At 71.3% G+C, this 25,283-nt stretch carries 23 protein-coding genes; 16 read left to right on the top strand and 7 right to left on the bottom strand.

Annotation, left to right across the window (positions count from 1 at the left end; translation table 11 throughout):
* Positions 1–28: 28 nt before the first annotated feature.
* The 3 genes from leuS to RM479_RS20740 all read left to right on the top strand — a co-directional run bounded on the left by leuS (position 29) and on the right by RM479_RS20740 (position 3,858).
* Positions 29–2,524 carry a leucine--tRNA ligase gene (gene leuS, locus RM479_RS20750; protein WP_311513441.1) on the top strand — a complete coding sequence of 832 codons (2,496 nt, stop codon included), beginning with the start codon at positions 29–31 and terminating at the stop codon, positions 2,522–2,524.
* Between the two features lie 84 nt (positions 2,525–2,608).
* On the top strand, positions 2,609–3,199 hold the full coding sequence (locus tag RM479_RS20745; protein ID WP_311513440.1) for a hypothetical protein: 591 nt from the start codon (positions 2,609–2,611) through the stop codon (positions 3,197–3,199).
* Positions 3,196–3,858, top strand: a complete 663-nt coding sequence (locus tag RM479_RS20740) for a hypothetical protein (RefSeq protein WP_311513439.1) — start codon at positions 3,196–3,198, stop codon at positions 3,856–3,858. The genes RM479_RS20745 and RM479_RS20740 overlap by 4 nt, the downstream gene beginning before the upstream one ends.
* A 193-nt stretch (positions 3,859–4,051) precedes the next feature.
* Here RM479_RS20740 and RM479_RS20735 read toward each other — a convergent pair whose 3' ends face one another.
* Both RM479_RS20735 and lexA read right to left on the bottom strand, forming a co-directional pair.
* Positions 4,052–5,131 (bottom strand): alpha/beta hydrolase family protein, encoded by a 1,080-nt coding sequence (locus RM479_RS20735; protein ID WP_311513438.1) that lies wholly within the window; start codon positions 5,129–5,131, stop codon positions 4,052–4,054.
* 316 nt (positions 5,132–5,447) lie between these two features.
* The gene (gene lexA, locus RM479_RS20730; protein WP_311513437.1) at positions 5,448–6,170 is read right to left on the bottom strand and encodes a transcriptional repressor LexA; all 723 of its coding nucleotides are present in this window, start codon (positions 6,168–6,170) and stop codon (positions 5,448–5,450) included.
* 527 nt (positions 6,171–6,697) lie between these two features.
* Here lexA and nrdR point away from each other — a divergent pair.
* From nrdR to RM479_RS20690, 8 genes are all read left to right on the top strand, one after another.
* On the top strand, positions 6,698–7,186 hold the full coding sequence (nrdR, locus tag RM479_RS20725; RefSeq protein ID WP_274810307.1) for a transcriptional regulator NrdR: 489 nt from the start codon (positions 6,698–6,700) through the stop codon (positions 7,184–7,186).
* A gap of 74 nt (positions 7,187–7,260) precedes the next feature.
* Positions 7,261–11,229, top strand: a complete 3,969-nt coding sequence (locus RM479_RS20720) for a vitamin B12-dependent ribonucleotide reductase (RefSeq protein ID WP_311513436.1) — start codon at positions 7,261–7,263, stop codon at positions 11,227–11,229.
* A gap of 394 nt (positions 11,230–11,623) precedes the next feature.
* Positions 11,624–11,836, top strand: a complete 213-nt coding sequence (locus RM479_RS20715; protein WP_311513435.1) for a type II toxin-antitoxin system HicB family antitoxin — start codon at positions 11,624–11,626, stop codon at positions 11,834–11,836.
* 318 nt (positions 11,837–12,154) lie between these two features.
* Positions 12,155–12,292: a hypothetical protein gene (locus tag RM479_RS20710; protein WP_311513434.1), complete on the top strand. Its 138-nt coding sequence runs from the start codon at positions 12,155–12,157 to the stop codon at positions 12,290–12,292.
* 51 nt (positions 12,293–12,343) lie between these two features.
* On the top strand, positions 12,344–12,640 hold the full coding sequence (locus RM479_RS20705; RefSeq protein ID WP_311513433.1) for a hypothetical protein: 297 nt from the start codon (positions 12,344–12,346) through the stop codon (positions 12,638–12,640).
* 65 nt (positions 12,641–12,705) lie between these two features.
* Entirely contained in the window at positions 12,706–13,104 is a 399-nt protein-coding gene (locus tag RM479_RS20700; protein ID WP_311513432.1) for a hypothetical protein, read from the top strand.
* The gene (locus RM479_RS20695; RefSeq protein ID WP_311513431.1) at positions 13,086–13,520 is read left to right on the top strand and encodes a type II toxin-antitoxin system VapC family toxin; all 435 of its coding nucleotides are present in this window, start codon (positions 13,086–13,088) and stop codon (positions 13,518–13,520) included. The genes RM479_RS20700 and RM479_RS20695 overlap by 19 nt, the downstream gene beginning before the upstream one ends.
* Before the next feature lie 300 nt (positions 13,521–13,820).
* Positions 13,821–14,249 (top strand): CBS domain-containing protein, encoded by a 429-nt coding sequence (locus RM479_RS20690; RefSeq protein WP_311513430.1) that lies wholly within the window; start codon positions 13,821–13,823, stop codon positions 14,247–14,249.
* A 165-nt stretch (positions 14,250–14,414) separates the two neighbouring features.
* On the opposite strand, the gene RM479_RS20685 is transcribed toward RM479_RS20690, so the two are convergent.
* Positions 14,415–14,711, bottom strand: a complete 297-nt coding sequence (locus RM479_RS20685) for a hypothetical protein (protein WP_311513429.1) — start codon at positions 14,709–14,711, stop codon at positions 14,415–14,417.
* Positions 14,712–14,982: 271 nt separating this feature from the next.
* Between RM479_RS20685 and RM479_RS20680 the strand changes: the two genes are divergently transcribed.
* A complete protein-coding gene (locus tag RM479_RS20680; RefSeq protein WP_311513428.1) occupies positions 14,983–16,743 on the top strand; it encodes an SPFH domain-containing protein in 1,761 nt (586 codons plus the stop codon).
* Positions 16,744–18,216 carry an SPFH domain-containing protein gene (locus RM479_RS20675; protein ID WP_311513427.1) on the top strand — a complete coding sequence of 491 codons (1,473 nt, stop codon included), beginning with the start codon at positions 16,744–16,746 and terminating at the stop codon, positions 18,214–18,216. It abuts the gene before it with no gap.
* Between the two features lie 66 nt (positions 18,217–18,282).
* On the opposite strand, the gene RM479_RS20670 is transcribed toward RM479_RS20675, so the two are convergent.
* The 4 genes from RM479_RS20670 to RM479_RS20655 all read right to left on the bottom strand — a co-directional run bounded on the left by RM479_RS20670 (position 18,283) and on the right by RM479_RS20655 (position 20,689).
* Positions 18,283–18,474, bottom strand: a complete 192-nt coding sequence (locus tag RM479_RS20670) for a hypothetical protein (RefSeq protein WP_311513426.1) — start codon at positions 18,472–18,474, stop codon at positions 18,283–18,285.
* Positions 18,475–18,676: 202 nt separating this feature from the next.
* Positions 18,677–19,333: a hypothetical protein gene (locus RM479_RS20665; RefSeq protein WP_311513425.1), complete on the bottom strand. Its 657-nt coding sequence runs from the start codon at positions 19,331–19,333 to the stop codon at positions 18,677–18,679.
* 78 nt (positions 19,334–19,411) lie between these two features.
* Entirely contained in the window at positions 19,412–20,020 is a 609-nt protein-coding gene (locus tag RM479_RS20660) for a DoxX family protein (RefSeq protein ID WP_311513424.1), read from the bottom strand.
* Positions 20,021–20,158: 138 nt separating this feature from the next.
* Positions 20,159–20,689, bottom strand: coding sequence for a CGNR zinc finger domain-containing protein (locus RM479_RS20655; protein WP_311513423.1), 531 nt, complete (start codon positions 20,687–20,689; stop codon positions 20,159–20,161).
* 57 nt (positions 20,690–20,746) lie between these two features.
* Here RM479_RS20655 and RM479_RS20650 point away from each other — a divergent pair, with 57 nt between their 5' ends.
* The 3 genes from RM479_RS20650 to RM479_RS20640 all read left to right on the top strand — a co-directional run bounded on the left by RM479_RS20650 (position 20,747) and on the right by RM479_RS20640 (position 25,248).
* A complete protein-coding gene (locus tag RM479_RS20650) occupies positions 20,747–21,931 on the top strand; it encodes an MFS transporter (protein WP_311513422.1) in 1,185 nt (394 codons plus the stop codon).
* 10 nt (positions 21,932–21,941) lie between these two features.
* Positions 21,942–22,649, top strand: coding sequence for a ribonuclease HII (locus tag RM479_RS20645; protein ID WP_311513421.1), 708 nt, complete (start codon positions 21,942–21,944; stop codon positions 22,647–22,649).
* A 160-nt stretch (positions 22,650–22,809) separates the two neighbouring features.
* Positions 22,810–25,248: an AAA family ATPase gene (locus tag RM479_RS20640; protein ID WP_311513420.1), complete on the top strand. Its 2,439-nt coding sequence runs from the start codon at positions 22,810–22,812 to the stop codon at positions 25,246–25,248.
* Positions 25,249–25,283 lie beyond the last annotated feature (35 nt).

Genomic DNA, 25,283 nt, shown 5'->3' with positions numbered 1-25,283 from the left:
ACGGACCGACCCGAGGGAACAAGCAGCGATGACAGCGGTAGACGGCGACCAGACGACGGGCGACACCTACGACGCCCGCGCCCTCCAGGACAAGTGGCAGGCGCGCTGGGCCGCCGAACTCCCGTTCCAGGCGAGCGAGGACCCCGGCGACACCCGGCCCCGCTCCTACATCGTCGACATGTTCGCCTACCCCTCCGGGGACCTGCACATGGGCCACGCCGAGGCCTACGCCATCGGCGACGTCATCGGCCGCTACCGCTTCCAGCGCGGCGACAACGTGCTGCACCCCGTCGGCTGGGACTCCTTCGGCCTGCCCGCCGAGAACGCCGCCATCAAGAACAACTCGCACCCCGCCGAGTGGACCTACGCCAACATCGAAACCCAGGCGGCCTCCTTCGGCCGCTATGGCATCGCCGTCGACTGGTCCCGGCGTCTGCACACCAGCGACCCCGAGTACTACAAGTGGAACCAGTGGCTGTTCACCCGGTTCTTCGAGCGCGGCCTGGCCTACCGCAAGGACGGCCAGGTCAACTGGTGCCCCAAGGACCAGACCGTGCTGGCCAACGAGCAGGTCGTCCAGGGGCGCTGTGAGCGCTGCGGCACCGATGTCGTGCGTCGCAGCCTGAACCAGTGGTACTTCAAGATCACCGACTACGCGCAGCGCCTGCTGGACGACATGGACCAGCTGGAGGGCGGTCACTGGCCGGACGAGATCCTGGCCATGCAGCGCAACTGGATCGGCCGCTCCACCGGCGCCGACGTCGACTTCTCCATCGAGGGACGCGACGAGCCGGTCACCGTCTTCACCACCCGGCCCGACACCCTGTACGGCGCCACCTTCTTCGTGGTGGCCGCCGACGCCGACCTGGCCGACGAACTGTGCGCCCCCGAGCGGCGCGAGGCCTTCGAGGCCTACCGCTCCGACGTCGCCAAGCTGTCCGACATCGAACGTCAGACCACCGAACGCCCCAAGACCGGCGTTTTCCTGGGGCGTCACGCGATCAACCCCGTCAACGGCGAGCGCATGCCCGTGTGGGCCGCCGACTACGTGCTGGCCGACTACGGCCACGGCGCCATCATGGCGGTGCCCGCCCACGACCAGCGCGACCTGGACTTCGCCCTGGCCTTCGACCTGCCCGTCCGGGTCGTCGTCGAGACCGGAGAGCCCGACCCCGTCGAGACCGGCGTCGCCACCACCGGCGAGGGCACCCTGCGCGACTCCGGCCCCCTGGACGGCCTGTCCAAGACCGCGGCCATCGAGCGGATCATCGAGGTCCTGGCCGAGCGCGGCACCGGCAAGGGCACCATCAACTACCGCCTGCGCGACTGGCTGCTCTCCCGCCAGCGCTACTGGGGCACGCCCATCCCGATCATCCACTGCCCCTCCTGCGGCGAGGTGCCCGTCCCCGACGAGCAGCTGCCCGTCACGCTGCCCGAGCTCAAGGGCGCCGAACTGGCGCCCAAGGGCGTCTCCCCGCTGGCCGGGGCCACCGACTGGGTCAACGTCGACTGCCCCTCCTGCGCCGGCCCCGCCCAGCGCGACACCGACACCATGGACACCTTCGTGGACTCGTCCTGGTACTTCCTGCGCTACTGCTCGCCGCGCCTGGACACCGCGCCCTTCGACACCGAGCTGGTGAACCGGTGGGGCCCCGTCGACCACTACATCGGCGGCAAGGAGCACGCGACCCTGCACCTGATGTACGCGCGTTTCTTCACCAAGGTGCTGCACGACATGGGCCTGGTGTCCTTCACCGAACCGTTCCGCCGCCTGACCAACCAGGGCCAGGTCATCAACCAGGGCCGGGCCATGTCCAAGTCCCTGGGCAACGGTGTCGACCTGGGCAAGGAGATCGACGCCTACGGTGTCGACGCGGTCCGCCTGACCATGCTGTTCGCCAGTCCGCCCGAAGAGGACGTCGACTGGGCCGACGTGTCCGTCGGCGCCGCCCAGAAGTTCCTCAACCGGGCCTACCGCGTGATGAACGAGGCCGGTGCCGCCTCGAAGCCGGGCGTCGACGTCACCACCGGCCACACCGAGCTGCGGCGGGCCACCCACCACGCCATCGACCAGGTCACCACCCTGGTCGAGGCCAAGCGGTTCAACGTCGCCATCGCCCGCGTCATGGAGCTGGTCTCCGCCGCCCGCAAGGCGATCGACTCCGGCCCCGGTGCCGCCGACCCGGCGGTGCGCGAGGCCGCCGAGTTCCTCGCCGTCGCCCTGTCCCTGTTCGCGCCCTACGTGGCCGAAGAGGGCTGGGAGCGGCTCGGCCACACCGGTACCGTCGCCGTCGGCAACTGGCCCGAGGCCGACCCCGCCCTGCTGGTCCAGGAGACCGTGACCTGTGTCGTGCAGGTGCAGAGCAAGGTCCGTGACAAGCTGTCCGTTGCGCCCGACATCGATCCGGCCGAACTGGAACGGCTCGCACTGGCATCGGAGAAGGCGCAGGGCTTCATCGGCGACAAGCAGATCCGCAAGGTGATCGTGCGCGCGCCGAAACTGGTGAACATCGTCGTCGGCTGACCCGGCACCGCGACGGCGGCCGTGATGGGCGGCCGTCGTCGCGATGCCGTCCGACCGGCGAACGGACAGGGAGGCGGTGACCGGGTGGGTCCCCTCGTACGGGCGGCCGTGATCACGGCGGGCGTGGCGGTGGTGTCCGTCGCGGCGATCGGCGGCGGGCTGTGGGCCGCGCGGGACGACCCCGACCGACCCCACCCCGGTGACGTCCACACCTCCGCACCCGACTGCGGTGACCTGGACGGACCGCTCGACGAACACCTGCCCGGCGCCGTCTTCGACCTCGACGGGCGAGGACCCCTCTCCGGTGGGGAGGGCGTCGTCTGCCGATGGACCTCCGCGGGTACCTCCGACGACGCCCGTCAGGGCGCCCTGCGAGTGGAGTTCTCCGCGCTGTTCACCGACCCCACCGACGCCGAACCCGTCCCCGGCGCCGACCGGGCCCGCGAGGCCTACGAGGCCCTCACCCCCGGAACCGCCGAGGCGGTGGCGCTGCCCACCGGTGAGGGGCGGGTGTGGCGGGGCGGATCGCCCGGCGACACCGAACTCGCCTTCTTCGTCGACAACCTTCTCGTCCGCGTCTCCTACGCGGCCGTGGACGGGACCGAGCCCGTCGGCGCCGACGAGGGTCGGGACACGGTCGTGGCCTTCGCCGAACGGATCGGGGAGGGCCTGTGAACCCTCACCACCCGACGCCCGAGACCGTGCCCGCCGGTCAACCCCACAGCCGTGGCTGCGCCGCCGTCGGCGTGATCCTCGCCGCGGTGCTCCTCCTCGGCGCGGCGGGAGGGGCCGCCTGGTACGTCCTCACCCGGGAGGACCCCGAGACCGGTGCCTACGACGCGGCCCCCGGCTGTGAGGTGGGGGAGACCGAGGCCCTCGACGCCCGGGTCCCCGACCACGAACCCACCCTGGAGGAACCCCTCGGCACCGCCGTGGACGTGTTCGGCCGGGGGTGGCAGTGCCGTTGGGCCACCCCCGGCGGCGACGGTGACTCGGTGCCCGCCACCGCCACCCTCGTCCTGGTGGCCGCGCCCAACCCCGGCGGGGTGCCGACCGCGCGGGACAACTTCGACTCCACCACCTCCCGCCACGCCGTCACCCCGGTCGAGGACCTGGGGGAGGAGTCCGTCGCCTGGATCGCGGAGGACGGCTACACCACCGCCTGCGTGGCCACCCGTGTCTCCAACCTGTACGTGGAGACCTGCCACAGCACGGCGGCCGGCTACGACGCACGCGAACCCGCGGACGAGGAACGCGTCATCGCCGGGGCGGAGGAGATCGCTCGCGCCACCGTGGCCGCGCTCCCCGATGAGGTGGTCGAGGCGGGCGACTGAGCCGCGGGTGGGAGGTGGGGCGTCGGCGGCCTCGATGACGGCCGCCTCCCCCGGGGCGTCCCCGGCCCGGTCGCGTTCCTCCATCCGGGCCGACGGGTCGCGGGGACCGGACCGCGTCGGGTGCTCGGGGTCCGTCCCATCGGGATCGCGTGCCGGGCCACCGGGGGGTTCTCCGGGCCGGTGGGCGCGGGGTTCACCAGGCGGAGTCGACGAACTCCGTCAGTGCCGGACCGACCTGCGGCGCGAGGGGACGCTCGGAGTCCAGCACGGTCGCCCCCGGCTCGTCCTCGTAGATCCGGAAGATGTGGTCGGCCTCGGGGACGTCCACCCGTTCGGCGTCGGGCAGCCCGGTCATCAACCGGTCCACGTCCTCCCGGGAGACCTGGGCGTCCGCCTCTCCCCACAGCACCAGGACCGGGGTGTCCGCGGGCAGCGCCCCGGCCAGTTCCACCGGGTCCAGCGCGTCCATGGCGGCCAGGAAGTCGGCGTTCTGACGCGAGTACAGGGAGCCGATGAAACCGCTCAGGTCGTCGGGCACCGCCCGACCGCCGCGTACGGCGGCCCGCCCGGCCCGGGCGTCGGAGAGCAGCGTCACCGCCTCGGTCTCGGCGATCCCTCCTTGTGCTTCGAGCGTCCGCACCTGTTCGGTGAGCTGACGGTCCAGGAGGTCCAGGTAACGGTTCCCGACCGGGGCGGCCAGGATCAGCGCGGGTTCGGCGTCCACCAGTTCGTGGGCGCGCAGGGCGTACAGCGAACCCTCGCTGTGCCCCACCACCGCGGTGCGGTCCGGGTCCACCTCCCGCTGGTCCACCAACGAGGTGTAGGCCGCCGCGACCTGGGCCTCGAACAGTCCCGGGTCCACCGGGTCGTCGGGATCGAGGTCGCCCATGCCGGTCTCGCCGCTGCCGAGCTTGTCGTAGCGCAGCGACGCCACCCCGGCCTCGGCCAGCAGCCGCGCGAAGTTCAGGTTGGTGTTCGCCTCCGGACGCATGTCGCCGTTGCCGTCGCGGTCCGTGGGGCCGCTGCCCGAGATGATCAGCGCCCCCGGCACCGGGCCGGACACGTCCTCGGGCAGGGTGAGGGTGGCGAACACCTCCAGTCCGTCCACGGTGAAGCTCAGCTCCCGTTCCAGCCCCGTCACCCCGGGCTGGGGGGCGGTCTCCTCCTCTGCCGTCGGAGTGCAGGCGCAGGTCGACGCCACCAGGGTCACGGCCACGGCTGCCGCCGTGGCGCGCCCACGGGCGGAGCGGGAGGAGGAGAGGGAAGCGAACACCCCCTCAGCTTAGGGGAGGGGCGGTCCGGGGGGATTGCGGCGGCCGGAGGACGCGACCCGGGGTGAGGGACGGCGAGGAGGACGCCCGCCCGAGCCCGGGGTCCCGTGGCGGTCGCCCCGTCGGTACGCCGGTCGAGGTCCCGCCGGGGGGCGGGGGTGATCGCGGGTGGTGGGCGAGGGCCCGTGGGTCCCGTGGCCGGTCCTCTTGCGGGAGATCCACCGGGCGTCCGCCGGTCGAGGTTCCGCCCGGGGCGCGACCGTGGGATCCCACGGGTACCTCCCGCCCGCCCCCGTGCGGCGGGGGCGGGCCGAGCGGTCAGATCCGGCGCATCACGGTGACGACCTTGCCCAGGATGGTGGCGGCGTCCCCGTTGATCGGCTCATAGGCGTCGTTGCGCGGCATCAGCCACACGTGCCCGTCCTCGGTGCGGCGCAGCACCTTGACCGTGGCCTCCTCGTCCAACAACGCCGCGACGATGTCACCGTTCTCGGCGTCGGGCTGTTGGCGGACCACCACCATGTCGCCGTCGGTGATGGCGGCGTCGGTCATCGAGTCGCCGACCACGGTGAGCATGAACAACCGGCCCTCGCCGACCAGCCGGCGTGGGAGCGCCAGTACGTCCTCCACCGACTCCTCCGCCAGGATCGGCCCTCCCGCGGCGATCCGACCGATCAGGGGCACTCGGGCGGAGCTCGCCGACTCGGGCTCCTCGGGGGTCGGAACCCGCATGCCGGGGCGGCCGGGCCGGCGCAGCTCCACGGCGCGCGGCCGGTTCTGATCGCGGTACAGGTACCCCTTGCGCTGGAGCACCTTGAGCTGATGCGCGACGCTGGAGGGGCTGGACAGGCCGACCGCTTCGCCGATCTCCCTTATCGACGGCGGGTAGCCGCGCTCTCGCAGGTACCGCTGGATGCAGTTCAGGACGCTCTGCTGACGCGCGGTCAGCTTGGGCGCCTCTTCGGGTGCACCCGGCTCGCCCACGGGCGCGAGAACGGTGGTGGTTCCGGAATCCAGGGTTCCGGGATTCTCCTCCGGCACGGCCGGCCTCCTCGGCATTGGTTCGGTCAGGGCCTGTGGCCACCACCGGTCCGCGCCCGCACCGGACCTCAGTCCGCGCGATGGCGAAACCGGCGTGAAATCAAGGCCAACGTTAGTCGTTGCGCACGGTGATATCAAACAAGCGTTCGAGGCCTGTGGATAATTGCCGTGGGATTTCCCGGACGATTTTCCGACCTCACTTACGTGTGTACACGTGTTCACGTCGCGTCGTCCCCGGAATGGCGCAAGATGTGCGCCCGGGGTCGAGAACTCGGGGATGTGGGGCTCATCTCTTCCGCGCAAAGGTCGGTCCGAAAACCGGCGAGGCACGTTGGGCGCCGATCCGCGGCGATATCCTGGGCCGCGTTCCCCGTGTGACACGCGTACCTGCGGAGCTTGCGGCACGCCCGACCCCCGGCTAGGTTCGACCACAACATCTGGTGTCGATCTTTGAAGTTTCGGCCTAGGAGTTGTGGTTTAGTAGACCCAGGGGTTGTCAGTTCGGCGAGGGGAGCAGGTGAACCGGGATGCATTGTCCGTTCTGTCGCCATCCGGACACCCGAGTGATCGACAGCAGGTCCACCGACGACGGTGCGGCCATCCGTCGGCGCCGCTCCTGCCACGCCTGCGAACGCCGTTTCACCACCCAGGAGACCGTCCTGCTGATGGTCGCCAAACGCTCCGGGGTCACCGAGCCCTTCAGCCGCACCAAGATCATCGCCGGGGTCCGCCGCGCCTGTCAGGGCCGCCCCGTCTCCGAGGACGCCCTGGCCAAGCTGGGTCAGCAGGTCGAGGAGGAGATCCGCGGACGGGGCGTCGCCGAGGTCCCGGCCCATGAGATCGGCCTGGCCATCCTCGGCCCGATGCGCGACCTCGACGAGGTCGCCTACCTGCACTTCGCCAGCGTCTACCGCGGTTTCGAGAGCCTCGCCGACTTCGAGGCCGAGATCGCCAGCCTGCGCCGCGACCGCGAGGCCGAGGCCCGGGCGGGGCAAGAGGCCGACAGCACGGCCTGACACCGCTCTCCGGGGGCGGTGGAGGGGCCGCCCCCGCGTACCCACTTCGCGCCACACCTTCGGGGGACTCCGCCATGACGGAAACCACCAGCGGATCGACGGGACGTAAGGGCAAAGGGAAGCGCAAGGGGCTGAAGATCCCACGGATCTTCACCACCGAGGGCGTTCATCCCTACGACACCCTGGAATGGGAACGCCGGGACGTCGTCATGACGAACTGGCGCGACGGCTCGGTCAACTTCGAACAGCGCGGGGTGGAGTTCCCCTCGACGTGGTCGATGAACGCCACCCAGATCGTCACCGGGAAATACTTCCGGGGCGCGGTCGGCACCCCCGAACGGGAGTGGAGCCTCAAACAGCTCATCGACCGCGTCGTCGGCGTCTACACCCGCACCGGACGCGAACACGGGTACTTCGCCACCGAGGCCGACGCCGAGACCTTCGACCACGAACTCAAGTACGCCCTCTCCCACCAGTTCTTCAGCTTCAACTCACCCGTCTGGTTCAACGTCGGCACCTCGTCGAAGGCGCAGGTCAGTGCGTGTTTCATCCTGTCCGTCGAGGACACGATGGAGTCGATCCTGGACTGGTACAAGGAAGAGGGGATCATCTTCAAGGGCGGCTCCGGTGCGGGGGTCAACCTCTCCCGCATCCGCTCCAGCAGGGAACTGCTCTCCTCCGGTGGCACCGCGTCGGGGCCGGTCTCGTTCATGCGCGGAGCCGACGCCTCGGCGGGGACCATCAAGTCCGGCGGCGCCACCCGCCGGGCCGCCAAGATGGTCGTGCTCGACGTCGATCACCCCGACATCGAGGAGTTCGTCGAGACCAAGGCGCGGGAGGAGCACAAGATCCGCGCGCTGCGCGACGCCGGGTTCGACGTCGACCTGGGCGGTGCCGACATGGTCAGCGTCCAGTACCAGAACGCCAACAACTCCGTGCGCGTCTCCGACGACTTCATGCGGGCCGTCGAGGCCGGCGACGACTTCGGACTGGTCTCCCGGACCACCGGCGAGGTCATCGACGAGATCGACGCCAAGACCCTCTTCCGGAACACGGCGCGGGCCGCCTGGGAGTGCGCCGATCCGGGGATCCAGTACGACGGCACCATCCAGGACTGGCACACCACCCCCGAATCCGGCCGCATCAGCGCGAGCAACCCGTGCTTCCCGGCCGATCAGAGGGTCGCGACGGACAAAGGGCAGATCGCCATCGGCGACCTCGTACGCCGGGCCGCGCTCGGTGAGACGTTCGCGGTCTACACCGACGACGTCACCTCCGAGGGGGAGCCCGGGGAGGGGGTGACGGCGACGGTCCCGGTCCGCTACATGGTCACCGGCACCCATGAGATCCTCGAACTGCGCTTCTCCGACGGCTCGCGGCTGCGCTGCACCCCCGGCCACCGTGTCTGGACGGGCAACCGCGGGTGGGTGCACGCCGAGGACCTGGACGAGGACGACCGTGTGGTCCGCTCCTTCCACTACGCGCCGCGGTCGAACCCCGACCCCGGGCTGCCCGCCGCCGCGCTGGAGGCCGCACGGGAGGCCGCGGCCGGTCCCCACGCCCGCCCCGTCGCCCTGCCCGACAAGTGGGACGAGGACCCCGACCTCGCCCACTACCTGGGATGGCTCATCGGTGCCGGGTCGGTCACCGGCGACGAGGTCACCACCGTGTACGGCACCGCCGAGGAGCGGGAGAGCGTCCTGCCCCGGCATCTGGCGCTGATCGAGCGGCTCACCGGGCATCCGAGCGAGCCCGGTGTCCGGGCCGACGGCACGGTCCGACTGCGCGTCACCCACCGGGGCATGGCCGCGTTCGTGCGCGCGCTCGGCATCGGCGTCGCCGCCGAGCACGCGTCGGTGCCCCCGGCCCTCTTCGAGGCCCCGGAGGAGGCCGTACTGGAGTTCCTCCGAGGCCTGTTCGACGCGGACGGGTGCGTGGTGGACGCGCCCGAGGGCACCCGCCACGTCGGCCTGAGCGGCCGTTCGGACCGGCTTCTGCGGGAGGTGCAGGAACTGCTCGCCCCGCTGGGCATGGCGAGTCGTGTCCATCGCGCGTCCCGTGGCGGGCCGACGGGCTTCTCCCGTCTCCGCGAGGGCGGCGACGGCTCCTTCCATGAACTGCGCATCACCGGCCGATCGCTGCGCGAGTTCGCCGCGGTGGTCGACTTCTCACTTGAGGAGAAGAGGGAGAGGCTGCGCGGGACGACGGACCTCCGCCGGTCGTACGCCACCGACGAGACGGTCCGACTGGTCTCCCGAGAGCCGCAGGGCCACGAGACGACCTACAACCTCACCGAGCCCCGCAACCACTCGTACATCGTGGCGGGAACGGTCGTCGCCAACTGCTCCGAGTACATGCACCTGGACGATTCGTCCTGCAACCTGGCGTCGATCAACCTGCTCGCGTTCCTGCGCGAGGACGGCACCTTCGACGTCGACGGCTTCACCCGTCTCACCGAGCTGATCATCACCGCGATGGACGTCTCCATCACCTTCGCCGACTTCCCCACCGAGAAGATCGGTGAGATCACCCGCGCCTATCGCCAACTCGGCATCGGCTACGCCAACCTCGGCGCCCTGCTCATGACCACCGGGCACGCCTACGACTCCGAGGGCGGCCGTTCCATCGCCGCCGCGATCACCTCGCTGATGACCGGCGTCGCCTACCGGCGCAGCGCCGAACTCGCGGGCGCCGTCGGAGCCTACGACGGCTACCGGCGCAACGCGGAGTCCCACGAGCGGGTCATGCGCAAGCACGTCGCCGCCAACGACGCCCTGCGCACCGTCGGGACCCTGGAGGAGCCGATCCACGCCGCCGCCACCCGCGCGTGGGCCGCGTGCCTGGAGACGGGTGGGCGGCACGGCTGGCGCAACGCCCAGGCGAGCCTGCTGGCGCCCACCGGGACCATCGGCTTCATGCTCGACTGCGACACGACGGGGATCGAGCCGGACTTCTCACTGGTCAAGTTCAAGAAGCTGGTCGGCGGCGGGTCCATGCGGATCGTCAACCGGTCGGTGTCGCGGGCCCTGCTCAACCTCGGCTACCAGCCCGAGCGGGTCGAGGCGATCGTCGAGTACGTCGCCGAGCACGGCCACGTGGTCGACGCCCCCGGTCTGCGTGAGGAGCACTACGAGGTCTTCGACTGCGCCATGGGCCGCCGGTTCATCGAGCCCATGGGGCACGTGCGCATGATGGCCGCCGTGCAGCCCTTCCTGTCCGGGGCGATCTCCAAGACGGTGAACGTGCCGGAGACGGCCACGGTCGAGGACTTCGAGCACATCTACCTCGAAGGCTGGCGGCTCGGTCTGAAGGCGCTCGCGGTCTACCGGGACAACTGCAAGGTCGGCCAGCCGCTGTCCACCTCCCAGGAGACGCCGAAGGCGGCCGAGACACCCCGGCCGGTCCGGCGGCGGCTGCCCAAGCAGCGCCCCAGCGTGACCACCTCGTTCTCGGTGGGCGGCGCCGAGGGCTACATCACCGCCGGTTCCTACCCCGACGACGGGCTGGGCGAGGTGTTCATGAAGCTCGGCAAGCAGGGGTCCACCCTGGCCGGGGTCATGGACGCCTTCTCCATCGCGATCTCCATCGCCCTCCAGTACGGGGTGCCGCTGGAGACGTACGTGGAGAAGTTCACCAACATGCGGTTCGACCCCGCCGGGATGACCGACGACCCCGACATCCGCATGGCCCAGTCGGTGATGGACTACATCTTCCGCCGGCTGGCGCTGGACCATCTGTCCCCCGAGGAACGGACCGCCCTGGGCGTGCTGTCGGCGGCCGAGCGGGAGGCGCAGCTGGCGGGGGAGGACACGGCGCAGGTCGCCGCGCAGGTGGAGTCCTACGCCCAGTCCGCGCCCACGGGCGAGCGGGAGCCGAAGGTCGCGCCGCCCACCGGTGAGGCGCACTCCACCACCGAGGTGGTCGAGCGCGCGCAGGGGTTCGTCGCCGACGCCCCGCTGTGCGTCACCTGCGGCACCAAGATGCGCCCGGCCGGGAGCTGCTACGCCTGCGAGGGCTGCGGCTCCACCAGCGGTTGCAGCTGATCCCGGGCCTCTTTCCCAGAGGACGTTGTCGAGCGAGGGCCTGCCACCGCGTAGGCCCTCGCTTTCTCAGGCGGTGGGCTCCATGCCGTTTCGATCACGGTGTCTCGGGTTCCCCTGCCGACGGAGTAATGACCTCACGTACTTCCCTGGTCATGGCAGGCTGGCAGCACGCCCGGACGGAGGTACCGCCATGACGACCGTGCACTACGACGGCTACACCGAAGCCCGCACGCATCTCAGGACACTCCTGGACGCGGCGGAGAGGGGCCGAGTCGCCACAGTACGTCGTGAGTCGGCCAGAACCGCCTTTGTGGACGCCGAGAGACTGCGCCGCTGCCTCGCGACGGTCGCTCCGTCGCGTGCGCAGGTGGTACCTGAGGCGGAAGGGTGGTCCGTGTTCATTCCAGGACTGCCCGTCGCCGCGGACGGAGCCTCCTTCGAGGAGGCTCTCACCGAAATGGTCGACGCCCTGCGGGAGTACGCGGAGGACTGGCAGGACCACCTGCTGGACGCGCCCGACCATCGCGAGAACTGGGGTCTGGTCCAATTGATCGGCCTCAGCGACGATGAGAGGTTGCGCGACTGGCTGGTGGGCAAGGCGCGGTGACCTGGCCGCAACCCACACGCGAGCATCACGATCGCTTCTGCGCGACGGAAGGATGGCGTCGGGTGCGAAACGCCCGCGGTGGCACGGGCGCCCATCACCTGACCTGTGAACCGGATGTGCCGGATGGTCGGATCCTGAGGACGCGGGTGTCCTGGTCTGTGGATCGAACCGACTACGCGGAGGGATGTGGGCGCATGTCCTCCGGGGTCGACTCGACGTCGACGAAGCCACGTTCTGGGCATGTGTTCAGGACGGAGTCGTTCCCGATCGGGGCGTGCCCGCGCCCCCTCGGAGGCTCTGCCCGCTGATCTCGTTCACTTGCTGATCTCCAACCTCGGTCTTGACAAGACCGAGATCGCGCGGATGAACAAGGAGGAGGCGGTGGGCAGACTTCAGCGGTACTGGATGGAGGGTGGCCGGTCGGGCGACCCGGGGAATACCGCCCCCTCCGAATGAGGGCGCCGCGCCGTCGCCCCGGTATCGTCCCGAGGATCGGAGAGGGGACCCGTGCCACGCACCGCCCACCATGTGGAGGCCCGCCGGCGGGGCCGGTCGATGTTCGTCCTGCGCCGGGATCGCTCGCCCGGGGTCCGTCGGGTACGGGTGCGCGAACTCGCCCGGGGCCTGCTCGGGGGCGGCTCCCCGGGCCCTGAGGAGACCGTCGCCGAACGCCGCCGCGCGCGCCGGGCCGCCGACCCGTCCCGCCGCGCCGTCGTCTTCGACGGCCGTCCGAGCCCCGAGGCCGCCGAGGAGATGGTGCGGCCTCCCGGCCGCCACCGCGGGAGCGCCCTCTGGTCCGTCTGAAATCGTCACGGTGTATCCGCGGGAAGTCGGGGAATGATTTTGCCACCGCCGGTAGCATCACTCGTGTGAAGGTCGAACCCATGGAATCCGGAGACACCGAACGGATCGCACGGCTCCGTCGAGCGCTGGCGTCCTCGCACGCCGCTCCCGGTGACGTCCCCCGGCTCCTGCGCCTCGACGCGTTGCTCGACGCCTTCGAGGAAGTGCTTCCGGAAGGCCGTACCGCCGAAGACAGGGGCGGCCGTGCGCGCAAGGTCAGTGTCTCGATGCCCGAGGAGTTGACCACCGCCGTCCAGCGCCGCGTGGGACGGGGCGAGTTCAGCCGCTATGTCACGGAGGCCGTCGCCCGGCGCCTGGAGGCGGACCTGCTGGCCGAACTCGTCGCGCTGCTGGAAGAGGAGCACGGCCCCGTGGACGAGGCCGCGTTGGCGGAGGCGGAGGCGTTGTGGCCGGACGCCGACTGAAGGGCGGAGGAACGCTGGTCCTCGACAGCGAAGGGCTGTCGAAACTCGCCGCCGGTGACGAACGCGCCAGGGCCCATCTCCAGGTCGCCCTGAAACGCGGTGCCCGCGTCGTGGTCAGCGCGCTCACGCTCACCGAGGTCCTGCGGGGCGGTCCCCGCGACACCGAGGTCCACCGTGTTCTGTCCCGCGTCACCGTGGTCCCGGTGTCGCCGGAGATCGCCCGCGCCTCCGGCGAACTCCTCGGACGGACCGGTCTGTCCGGTCACCGGTGTGCGATCGACGCGGTCGTCGCCGAGACCGCCCTCGGGCGGGAACGTCCCGTCCTCCTGTTGACCAGTGACCCCGACGACATGTGCCGGCTGGTCGAGGAGCCCGACCGCCCCAAGGGCGAACGGGTGGTGGTGGTCCACGTGTGAACGCCTCGCACGGACCGGGGGCGCTCGCCCGTGTCCTGCTCCGAAGCGGCTCCCCGGGCCCTGAGGAGACCGTCGCCGAGCGTCGCGAACGCCGCTGCGCGCCGTGCGCGCCGGGCCGCCGACCCGTCCCGCCGCGCAGTCGGAGAGTTCGCGGAGCGGCCCGGCGTCCCCGGGGGAGAGCACCGGTATGGCCGGGAGGAGGCGGAGGCACCGGATCGGAGGCCTCCGACCCGGCGGTGGTTGGGCGGTGCCGACGGCGGGTAGCCCTTCAACAGCGACACGTCGGCGGAAGGTGGTCCCATGCTGATAGCCGCGATCCTCCGGACCAAGGGGGCGGAAGTGGTGCGCGTCGCCCCGGACGACACCGTCGCCCTCATGCTCACCCGACTGGCCCGGCACAACATCGGCGCCGTCGTCGTGGCCGACGGTGACCGTCTGCACGGCATCGTCTCCGAACGCGACGTGGTGCGCGGGCTTGAGCGTCAGGGCGCCGACCTGTTGGCCGCGCCGGTCTCCTCCATCATGACCGCCGACGTCGTCACCTGCGCGCCGCGCGACACCGTCGAGGACATCGGGGAGACCATGACCCGCGGCCGGTTCCGGCACGTTCCCGTCGTGGAGGACGGTCGGTTGACGGGCATCGTCAGCATCGGTGACATCGTCAAGAGCCGGGTGCGGGGGCTGGAGTACGACCGGGCCCAGTTGGAGGCCTACATCCAGGGCGGCTAGGGCCGTTCCTCGCGTGCTCTTGCGCGTCCTCCGGGGCGCGAGGGCGCCCACGGGGTTTCGCCGTGAGGCCCGGAGCGAACCTCCGCGCAACGAGGACGTGAGCGCGGTGCCGACGGTCCCCGCCCTCCGGGCGCACCGAGTACGCACCGGAGCGCGGGTTCGCCGCTAGTCGCGTTCGGCGGCGACCGCCAGCGCGGCGGTGGCCGCGGTCACGCCCAGCACCGCGGGCCAGGAGCCGACCTTCTTCGCCAGCGGGTGGGCCAGCCCGAACGCCCCCACGTACACGCCGGTCAGGGCGATCGCGGTGCCCAGGCCGGGACCGCGTCGCCAGGTCTCGAACGCGGCGGCGCCGAACCCCGCCAGCACGGCGCCGCCCAGCGGCCGGTTCCCGGTGGCGCGGGCCACGGCGTAACCGCCGATGAGACCGGCGGTGGTCAGGACGGCGCTCGGCACGGTGGCCATGGGGACTCCCTCTTGTCGTTCGGTGCGTGCGGAAACGACGTTATCGCCAGGTTCGACGGCCCTGCCCACCGGCACGCGTGCGGTCCGGGAGGATCACCGTCCGGCCACGCTCCGGGCTCGCCCCCTGGGTTCCGGGTCTGACATATGCCAAGGTCGGAACCGTCCACTATGTCGTCGACCCGCGTAGGATCACCGCCCACCTGGAACCGGTCACCCGTACGCGGCGTCGAAGCGGATAGTTCCCGCATCTCCCGACTAGGAGTACCCGCACATGTCGTTCGCGCAGACGGTGCGCGGTGCGGCCGCCGCGGTCGCCCAGGGAGGCGATCCGCGGCAGGCCGTGACCGACGTCCTGCAACAGACCTCCCAACAGGTCACCGAAGGGGGTGGACTCGACCCGAGCGACTTCGTCGCCGCCCGTGACCAGGGCGGTTCCGTGGGCACCCGGATCGAGCAGAAGACCGCCTCCCTCAACAACGCCGGCGAGGCCATCAACCGAAGCAGCTACGAGCGCGGCCCCGGCGGTCCCGTGCACGTGGTCTGCCCCATGGTCATCCCGCGCGGTCGCACGTTCATCACGATGCTCCCGGCGGTCGCCCTCATCGCACTGGGCCTCTTCGGCGCGGTCGCGGTCCTCATCCCGCAGTCGCTGGCCGGCGGAAACCCGCTCATCAACCCGTTCTTCGGGGTCCACTACTGGATCATCACCTTCGCCATCACCGCGTTCATGTGGTGGCGGCAGGGCATGGTCATGGTGCCGGAGGGCTGCGTCGCCATCGTCACCCACTTCGGTCGGATGGAGCGCATCTACCCGCCCGGTCTGGTGACCCTGTTCAACCCCTGGAAGCGGGTCTCCTACATCGTCAACGTGGTGCGCGAGTACCCCTTCAACGCGCCCATCCGGTCGGCCCCCACCAAGAGCGGTGTGCAGGCCTCGGTGGACCTGTTCGTCCAGTTCAAGATCAAGAACCCGGAGGGGTTCGTCTACACGCTGGGCGGTGTGCACGGCTTCCAGGAGAAGCTCAACAACGCGATCAGTGAGACCACCCGCAGCCTCATCTACGAGCAGGAGGCCTCGGCGATCTACGACCTGGTCGGCGAGAGCACCCAGACCCTGTTGACCCAGCTCAACCGCCAGTTCAGTGACATCGTCGTGCTGACCAGCGCCAACATCACCCACGCCGAGCCCTCCAACCAGGAGTACCGGATGGACCTGGCGGCCCCGGAGATGGTGCGGGTCGCCAAGGACGCCTACACGTTCGAGTACGAGCTGCAACTGCGCAAGGAGCAGAACGAGGGTGACCTGAACAAGGAGCTCGCCACCCTCAACGAGACGCTGTCGGCGATCCAGGCCGACATCGCCCAGTACCAGGCGCAGATGGACACCGCACTGGAGCGCGAGACCAACCGGGCCCGCTCCCTGGCCCGTCAGCGGTTCGTCGAGGCCGAGTCCGAGGCCAACGCCAACGCCGCCCTGTTGCAGGCCCAGGCCCTGGACATCCGCGCGGTCAGCGCGGCCGAGGCCCCGGAGATCCTCAACTACCGGTTCCGGGAGAGCCTCCTGGACAAGCTCGCCGACGTCGCCGACAGCCTGCCGCAGGTGCTGCGGATCGGTTCGGGAGACGCGGCCAGCGTCGACTACCTGCGCATCGCCCAGGAGATCATCGGCCAGGCCGACACCGCCCTGTTCTCCCAGGAGGACATGGACGCCATCCGCTCCCGGCTGGGCGAGATCAACGCCCGCATCGCCGAGCGCCAGGAAGAGATCGACGTCCTGCTGCGCGAGGACGGCGCGGCACCGGCGCGGACCCGTACCGAGGACGCCGACCCCGGTCGCGACCCGGTGGAGGAGATCCGCCAGTCGGTCTCCGACGAGGCCATCGGCGAGCGGTTGGCCGAGGCCCGGGAGACGCTGGAGCCGCCGGCGGAGGAGTCGCGGTTCGACGCTCCGCCGCCCACCGGTGAACCCTACGGGGGGCCGCCGTCTCCGCCGTGGTCCCAGGGGCCCGGCCCGCACGAGGGAGGTCGCTAGATGAACCAGCTCGCCAATGTCAGGAGCGGCTCCAGCATCAAGGAGTCCCTCGCCTCCTGGGGCGACCTCGCCGGTCTGCTGCGCGGCGGCGACCAGGGCGCCGTGGTGCCCGTCGTCATCCCGCGGGACAACCGCGGCCTGCGGTGGATGATCCTGGTGTGGTTCGGTCTGTTCGCGCTGACGTCGGCGTTGATGATGACCGTCAACGCCGCCGTCGGCGGCCCCGCCACCGGTCTGGTGAACACGGTGCTGGCGGTGCCCACCCTGTTCGTCGGCATCGTCGCGATCATCGTCGCGGTGCTGTGGTGGTGGCGCGGTTCCATCATCGAGATCGAGCACGGCACCCAGGGCATCCTCACCAAGTACGGCAAGGTGCAGGGCGTCATCGCCCCGGGCCGACACTACCTGTGGCACCCGTGGAAGCGCGTGGACTACGTGGTGGACACCAGCACGGAGATCCCGTACACGGCCCCGGTCGTGGCCTGTCCCACCCGGGAGAACGTGCCGCTGAAGTCGATCGAGTTCTTCCTGAAGTTCCGCATCGACGACCCGCAGCGGTTCGTGCTGACCATCGGCGCGAGCAACTTCGACCTGGTGCTGTCCAGCGCGGTCCAGGACGCGATCCGTCAGCGCAGCCGTCAGGTGCGCACGGAGTCCGCCTACGACCTGCGCGGTTCCAACGTCGAGGACATGCGCCGCCTGCTCAACCAGCAGCTGGAGAAGTACGGCGTGGTCATCACCGGCTGCAACATCCCCGACGTGCAGCTGCCCAACCAGTACCAGCAGCACCTGGCCACCCGGGAGCGGGTGTCCAAGGAGCTGGTGGCCTACGAGCAGGAGTGGGAGCTGACCCGCAAGCGGCGCATCGACACCCTGCTCATGGACATCGAGCGGTCCAAGAAGGTCTGCGACGCGAAGATCATCGAGGTCAACGCATCGCTGAACAAGGCCCGCAAGGACGTCGCCCAGATGCTCCAGGAGCAGGAGACCGAGGCGCAGCGGGTGCGCTACGAGATCGAGACGCGCGGCCGGGCCGACCTGGTCGCCGCCGAGAACGAGGCCAAGGCCCAGCGACGTCTGGCCACCGCCTATCGGGACAACCGGGCGGTGCTGGAGTACGAGCTGGCCCGTCGCCGCCTGGACGTGGGCGCGACGCTGGCCGAGCGGGCCCCGCGCCCGGTGGTGGTGCAGATGGAGGCGGGCTCGGGGGACACCTCGGCGTTGTCGACGCTGCTCACCGCCCAGCTGTTGCCGCAGGTGCTGGGCAACGGCCCGGCGGGTGGCCGGGCGGCCGTGGGCCCGTCGGCGTCCCAGGTGGCCGAGGGCCTGGAGTCGGTGCGCGGATCGGTCGCGTCGGCGGCCTCTCGTCAGCAGCAGCTGGCCGAGGAGTACCAGGAACAGCAGGAAGCGGCGATGCGCCGGCAGTTCGAGAACGGTGAGGGCTACGGCGGGGGTTCGAACCGCCGCCGCTGATCACCGGCGAGGGCCCCGCGACCACCACGAGAACCCGGCGGTCGCGGGGCCCTTCGTCGTCCGGTGTCAGGCCCGGACGTAGAGGTCCGCGTAGCCCGCGCCGAGGTCGATGCCGTTGCGGGCGGCGAGTTCCACCAGGTCCTCGACCTCTCCCGCCTGGCAGGTGGCCAGGTCGTCGTCACCGCGGGCGTGGGCGCGCCGCAGGGCGGTGATCGAGTCATGGATCCGCAGGTGGAGGGTGAGCGTGAACTCGCGCATGAATCCTCTTCTCGGAAAGGCTGCGAGGAGGGGATCAGGGGGATCCCCTCCGGGGGGTGGCCCCAGGTCTACACGGCCAAGGTGAGAGCCGTGTTGGAGAAGCGCATGAGCGGGCAAAGGGACGGCGGGGTCCGGAGAACGACGAGGGCCGGGTCGGAGGCGACGCGCCCTCCGAACCCGGCCCGTGATCGGATCGTGGTCCCTAGTGCTCGACCCACACGTACCAGTCGTCGGTGACGTGCTCGTAGATCCGCGCGCCCTGACCGGGGACGAACACGCCCTCGGGGATCTCGTCGGCGCTGTGCGCCAACCCGGCGCGCCCCCACAGGCCGGCGCCCTGCACCTCGTAGTGGACGACCTCGTCGGCCATGGTGATGCTGCGCAGCGCGTACATCCCGGCCCGCTCCCCGTTGAGGGGGATCGTGGTGGACTCGTCGGCCCGTTCCCGCAGGTCCAGCAGGTCCTCGGCGGAGGCCTGCACCCGGGCGCTCAGCGGAACGTCGGCCGCCGAGATCCCGATGGCCAGGGCGGCGATGAGCGGAGCGGAGATCCACCGCAGCCAGTAGTGGCGGATCATCGGCCGGGCGACGGCCAGGGCGATGCCCAGCCGCAGCGCGCCCATCCCCGCCAGCAGCAGGCCACCGGCGAGGCCCACGATGAAGGAGGGAAGGTGGCCCGAGGGGACGCTGTCCTCGAAGAGGATGATCAGGGCCACCGCCGCGCAGGCGGGGATGTAGAGCCGCCCCGGGGGTCGTGAGGCCCAGCTGATCAGGCGCCGGCCCAGCGTGGGCTTCTCGGCGATCTCGATCAGTTTGGCCACGGACCCGTCAGAGGTCGGGCCGGAACCTACGGCGGACATGGTGTTCCCCCCACCGAATCCATGCTGGCGACGGACGCGGGCCCGAAGGCCGTGAAGGAGGAGCCGGAAGGGGCCGCGTCACAGTTGATACGGCCGTCGTACCGCGGCCTGACCCACAGGATAGAGCAGTGGAGGGGCGTGTTCGGGGCGACGAGTGGAAATGGCGGGAGGTTTCCCCGCCGTGACATTCGGGTGACGGCGGCGCCTTCCGAGGTCCCCGGGCCGCTCGGGGGCCTCGGGCGCCAGGACGAGGTGGTCCCAGGACCAGCGTCCGCCGTTGACCGCCATGAGCAGGCACACCGCTGTGACCAGCACCGTCACCGGCCAGGAGTCGAACGGGGACAGGCTCGGCGACCCCGGGGCGAGGGCCCCGAGGAGCGCGCAGAGGGCGAGGAGGGGGCCCGCGGTCCATGTGAGCAGGCCCACGGCGAAGGACAGGGAGGCGGCCACGATGAGCGCGGGCAGGAGGGGGACGAGGAAACCGGGCAGGGGCGTTCCCGCCTCGGTCAGGTGCGTCGCCAACGGGCTCTCCCGGCCGCGCAGGGCCAGGCCGTGATCGGCGAACACCCAGCCGACGCCGACCCGGGTCAGGGCGGCCCCGATGTCGTACAGGCCGCGGCGGCGCAGGCGGACGCGCGGGCGGGGACGTGGCCTCCGACGCCGGGAGTGCGGGGTGGAGCGCTGCATGTCCATTCCTCCGGGTCACACCTGTGCGCGGTCCTGACAAGCGGAAACTACCGAAAGTCATGACCCATGACCCGCTGTGATGTTCGGCGAGTCGCACAAAGACCCTCTTCGACTCCGGCCCGCGGGCCGGATCGGATCTCAGGCGGCCCCCGGGGGCCGCTCGCGGTGTCGGCGCACCCGCATGCGGGTGGAGCACCGGGGGGAGCAGTAGTGCCGGTTCGCGCGGTGCGAGGAGTCCAGAAACGGGGTCTCGCAGCCGTCGGCGCCGCAGACGCGCACGCGCGAGGTCAGGCCGGCCGCCCAGGCGAGCATGACGCCCGGGACCAGGACCTCGGCGGCGCGGGCCACCGGGCGCGGGTCGGGGCTCACATGGCGGATCGGGCCGCCGACGGAGTCCACCGCCGGCCTGAGGCCGAACTCCTCGGCCAGCGCGGACAGCTCCACGGGGGCCGCGTCCGGGTCCGGCGACAGGACGAGCGGGGCCAGGCGGTCGCGCAGGGCGCGCACGTCGGCGATGTCGGTCGCCGTGGCGTCCTCTGTTCCGGGCAGGATCTCCGAGAGGCGTTCCAGGGAGTGCAGTTCCTCCGGCCAGGCGCCCGCCAGGGGGCGGGTGGCGACGAGGGCGAGGGTGATCCGGAGCAGGTCTTCGGGGGAATGTTCCGAGGTCATGCCCCCATGATCGCATGTAACGCATAAATGTCATAATCATGCGTTACATTGGTCCGTATGACCTCACCCCTCAGGGAGACCCTCACCTCCCGCCGTTTCTGGTCCTACTCCCTGGTCGCCGCCCTGTGCCGGGCCCCGGCCCTCATGGTCGCCGTCGCCACGACCACCACTTCCCTCATGCTCACCGGCCGCATCGACACCGGCGCCCTCATGACCACCTGCCACGTGGTCGGCACCCTCGCGGCCACCCCCATCGCCGCCCGGATCGTCGGTGGTCGTCCTGCCCGCCGTGTCCTGGGCGTCCAGATGGCCGCCCACGGCCTGCTCTGGCTCGCGCTCTGGGCCGCCATCGGCACCGGACAGCCCGTGTGGACCTGGTATCTCGGGGCGGCCCTGGCCGGCACGGTCATCGCCGGATCCGGGGGAGTGATCCGCTCACTGCTGCCGTACACCGTGCCCGAGAACGCCGGCCGCTCCGCCTCCACGGTCGACGTGACCTTCATGGACCTGCTCATCTTCCTCGCGCCGCTCGTCGTCGCCGCGACCGCGCCCCTGCACCCCCTCGGCCCCATCGCCGCCATGGCACTGGTCAGCCTGATCGCCGTCGCGGTGCTCCCCTTCACCGGACTGCCCTCCCCGGAGACCGACACCGACCGCCGGGGGTCCCGGCTCCGCTGGAACACGGCCGCCGTCGCGTGGATCGTCTTCGGCGCCGCGATCGGCGTGTACTTCGCCACCGTCGAGGTGGGCGCCACCGCTCTGATCACCTCCTACGGCCTCGACGTCGGTCTGGCCTGGATCGTCTTCCTCCTCCTGTCCATCGCCAGCGTCGTCGGCGGGTACCTCGACGCCGCTCGGACCCCCGGGCGGCACGAGGCCCTGTGGGCCTTCGGCGCGGTGGCCCTGCTCGTGGCGGGCTGTCTGCTGCTGGCCTCCGGGCCGCCCCTGCCCCTCGCCGCGCTCGCCCTGCTCCTGAGCGGACTCCCGGTGGCCGCGCTCCTGGGCCTGCGCTCGCACATGATCGACGTCGCCGTTCCCCCCGCGCAGCGCGCCGGGTACTTCTCCTGGGCCTTCGCCACCCAGAACGTCGGCTTCGCCATCGGGAGCACGGCACTGGCCGTGATCGGGCAGCCCGCGCTCCTCACGGCCGCCTCCCTCGCCACCATGGTCGCCCTCGTCGTCGCCGTGGGGGTGTCCCGTTCCGTTCGCGAACAGGCACCGGAGGCCGCCGTACGGTCTTAGGCTGGGGGACGTGCCGACGACATCCAAGACCGTGACCAAGGCCCCCGCACCGCCCGCCCCCACCTACGAGGTGGAGGACGAACTCCGCGCCGCCGGCGCGCGCGTCGTCGCCGGCATGGACGAGGTCGGTCGCGGGGCCTGGGCCGGCCCCCTCCTCGTCTGTGCCGCCGTCCCCGGCGAAGGTGAGCCCCCCTCCGGCCTGACCGACTCCAAACGCCTCACCCCCGCGCGCCGCCGAGACCTGGCCGCCCGCCTGGAACCCTGGGTGGCCGATCACGCCTTCGGCTGGGCGGCGGCCGTCGAGATCGACGAGGTCGGCATGACCGAGGCACTGCGCCGTGCGGCCCGCCGCGCCCTGGAAGGGCTCTCCGTCCGTCCCGACGCCGTCGTCCTCGATGGCTCCCACGACTTCATCGGCCACCCCTGGCGCGTCCGCACCCAGGTCAAGGGGGATCTGACCTGTATCGGCGTCGCCGCCGCCGCGATCCTGGCCAAGGTGCGCCGCGACGCGCACATGGCCGAACTCGCCGAGGAACACCCCGGCTACGCCTTCGAACGGGCCGCCGGGTACCCCTCGCCCGTCCACCGCGCCCACCTGGAAGAACACGGTCCCACCCCCGAGCACCGGATGAGCTGGTCCTACCTCGACGGCCTGCCCCGGTGGAGCCATCTGCGCACGTCCCGTCCCGCTCCCGGGGGACAGATCCCCCTGTTGTGACCCGGCCTCCGGCGACGACACGCCGCCCCGTACTGGACAACCGGGGGCGGTTGGGGCAAGGCTGAAGGCGTGGCCGTCGACCCCTCGACGCCCCTCCGACCCGTAACCCCCGGGCGGAGAGCCCGTCTCCCCACGGACCCCCACGCAGGAAGGGGCACCGATGACGCGCGACACGCGCCCCGGTACCGCGGCCTCCGGACCCTCCGGCCTGGACCGACTGCGCGGCCGTTACCAGGCCGTTCCCCTGGGCAGACGCCTGGTCGGCGGCGTGGTCGTGCTCACCGTCGTGGCGGTCGTCGCCCTGGTCGTCTCGGTGCCCGTGATCACGGCGGTCACCGTCGCCCTCGCCCTGCTCCTGCTCTTCGCCGCCCTGATGCGCTCCGCCGACGCCTTCGTCACCGTCATCGTGTGCCTGGTCTGGCTCGCGGTCGCCGTCCCCCTCTTCCAGATACCGCTCCCCGGCGAACCCGTCACCCTGCTGGTGCCGCCCCTGCCCCTGTTGGTGGTCCTGGCCGCCACCGCCGTACGCGAGTTCCCCGTCTGGCACACCGCGGCCCTGTCCCTCACCGCCGGCCTCATCGGCGGCTTCTCCCTGGCCCTGGTCGGCATGATCACCACCGCCCTGCCCTCGGGCTGGGGCGTCGGGGCGCTCTACGTCGCGGCGGGAGCCTGCCTGCTGTGGCGGCTGTCCGCCTCCCGCCAGATCCGACGGGAGGCGAGCTCAGCCCGGGAGAGCGCCCGCAGCGATCCCCCTCCCGTCAGCCGACGCCCCCGTACCGAACGCGTACAGGGCCGCGCCGACAACGCCCGCCCCGTGGGCTCCTCCCGTGAACGCGCCGCCCCCGATGACGACGCGGAGCCGGTCCCCGTCGACGAGGCCCTGGCCGAACTGGAGGCGATGATCGGCCTGGACCCGGTCAAGCAGCAGGTCCGGGGACTGGCCGCGTCCATCGAGGCGGCGCGGTTGCGCGCCGACGCCGGCTTCCCGGTCGAACGCCCCCTGCGCCACCTGGTCTTCTCCGGACCTCCCGGAACCGGCAAGACGAGCGTGGCCCGCACCTTGGCCACGATCTTCCACTCCTTCGGCCTGCTGCCCACCGCCCGCGTCGTGGAGGCCCAACGCGCCGATCTGGTGGGGGAGTACCTGGGCGCCACCGCCATCAAGACCAACGAGCTCATCGACAGCGCCCTGGGCGGGGTGCTGTTCGTCGACGAGGCCTACTCCCTCGTCAACGAGGGCGACGGGCAGAGCGACCGGTTCGGGAACGAGGCCGTGCAGACCCTCCTCAAGCGCGCCGAGGACGACCGGGAGCGGCTCGTCATCGTCCTGGCCGGTTACGAGAAGGAGATGGACGCCTTCCTGTCCTCCAACCCCGGTCTGGCCTCACGCTTCGCCACCCGCATCACCTTCCCCAGCTACACCGCCGACGAACTGTTCCGGATCGCCGAGTCCCTGGTCCGCCAGCGCGGCGACGTCCTGGACCCCGAGGCGGTCCGGACCCTGCGGCGAAGACTGGACCAGACCGTGCAGCGGGAAGCGGTCGACGACCTCGGCAACGGCCGCTTCGCCCGATCCCTGGTGGAGAAGGCGGCGCAGGCCCGCGACGTGCGGGTGGTCACCACCGGGGCGGCGGGCGACCGCCCCGCGCCCCGCCCCGAGGCCGAGGACCTCATCACCCTGCGGGCCGCCGACGTCGTCACCGCCTATGACGAGTTGACCGCGCGCCTGCCCGGATTCGGCGAGGCGCCCGGCATCGAGGAGGCCCTGGCCGAACTCGACTCCATGATCGGCCTGGAACCGGTCAAGTCCCAGGTCCGCTCCCTGGTCGCCCAGTTGCGGGTGGCCCGGCTGCGCGAGGAGCAGGGCCTGCTCAACCACGCGCCCATGCGGCACTTCGTCTTCTCCGGTCCGCCCGGCACCGGCAAGACCACCGTCGCCCGGGTGCTGGGCCGGGTCTTCGCCGCGCTGGGCATGCTGGCCCGCGCCGACGTCGTGGAGGCCCAGCGCGCGGACCTGGTCGGCGAACACCTGGGCGCCACGGCCATCAAGACCAACCGGCTCGTCGACCGGGCCCTGGGCGGGGTGCTGTTCGTCGACGAGGCCTACGCGCTCGTCAACCCCGGCTACAGCGGCGGCGACGCCTTCGGCAACGAGGCCGTGCAGACCCTCCTCAAGCGCGCCGAGGACGACCGGTCCCGCCTGGTGGTGGTGCTCGCCGGCTACCCCGCCGAGATGGAACGGTTCCTGGCCTCCAACTCGGGGTTGGCCTCACGGTTCAACGTCCGGGTGCGGTTCCCCTCCTACACCGCCGACGAACTCACCGAGATCGCCGAGACGCTGGCCGCCCGCACCGGCGACGCCTTCGACGACATCGCCGTGGAGGACCTGCGCAGCATCTTCTCCCACGTGTGCGAGGAGGGCTGGATCGACGAACTCGGCAACGGTCGGTTCGCCCGCTCCCTGTTCGAGAAGGCGTGTTCCCAGCGCGACCTGCGGGTCTCCCAGGAGGTGGGCGACGAGGCGACCGCCGCCGAACTCACCGTGCTCACCAGCGCCGACGTCCGTTCCGCCTACGCGGAGGTCACCCAGCAGACGTGACGGTGAACGGCCCACGGGGGCACCGGACGCGGATC

This window comes from Nocardiopsis lambiniae, from assembly GCF_031845465.1.
In the GTDB taxonomy this organism is placed as follows: domain Bacteria; phylum Actinomycetota; class Actinomycetes; order Streptosporangiales; family Streptosporangiaceae; genus Nocardiopsis; species Nocardiopsis lambiniae.
The sequence above is the reverse complement of the archived record's forward strand: the minus strand, read 5'-3'. Positions and strand labels throughout refer to the sequence as shown.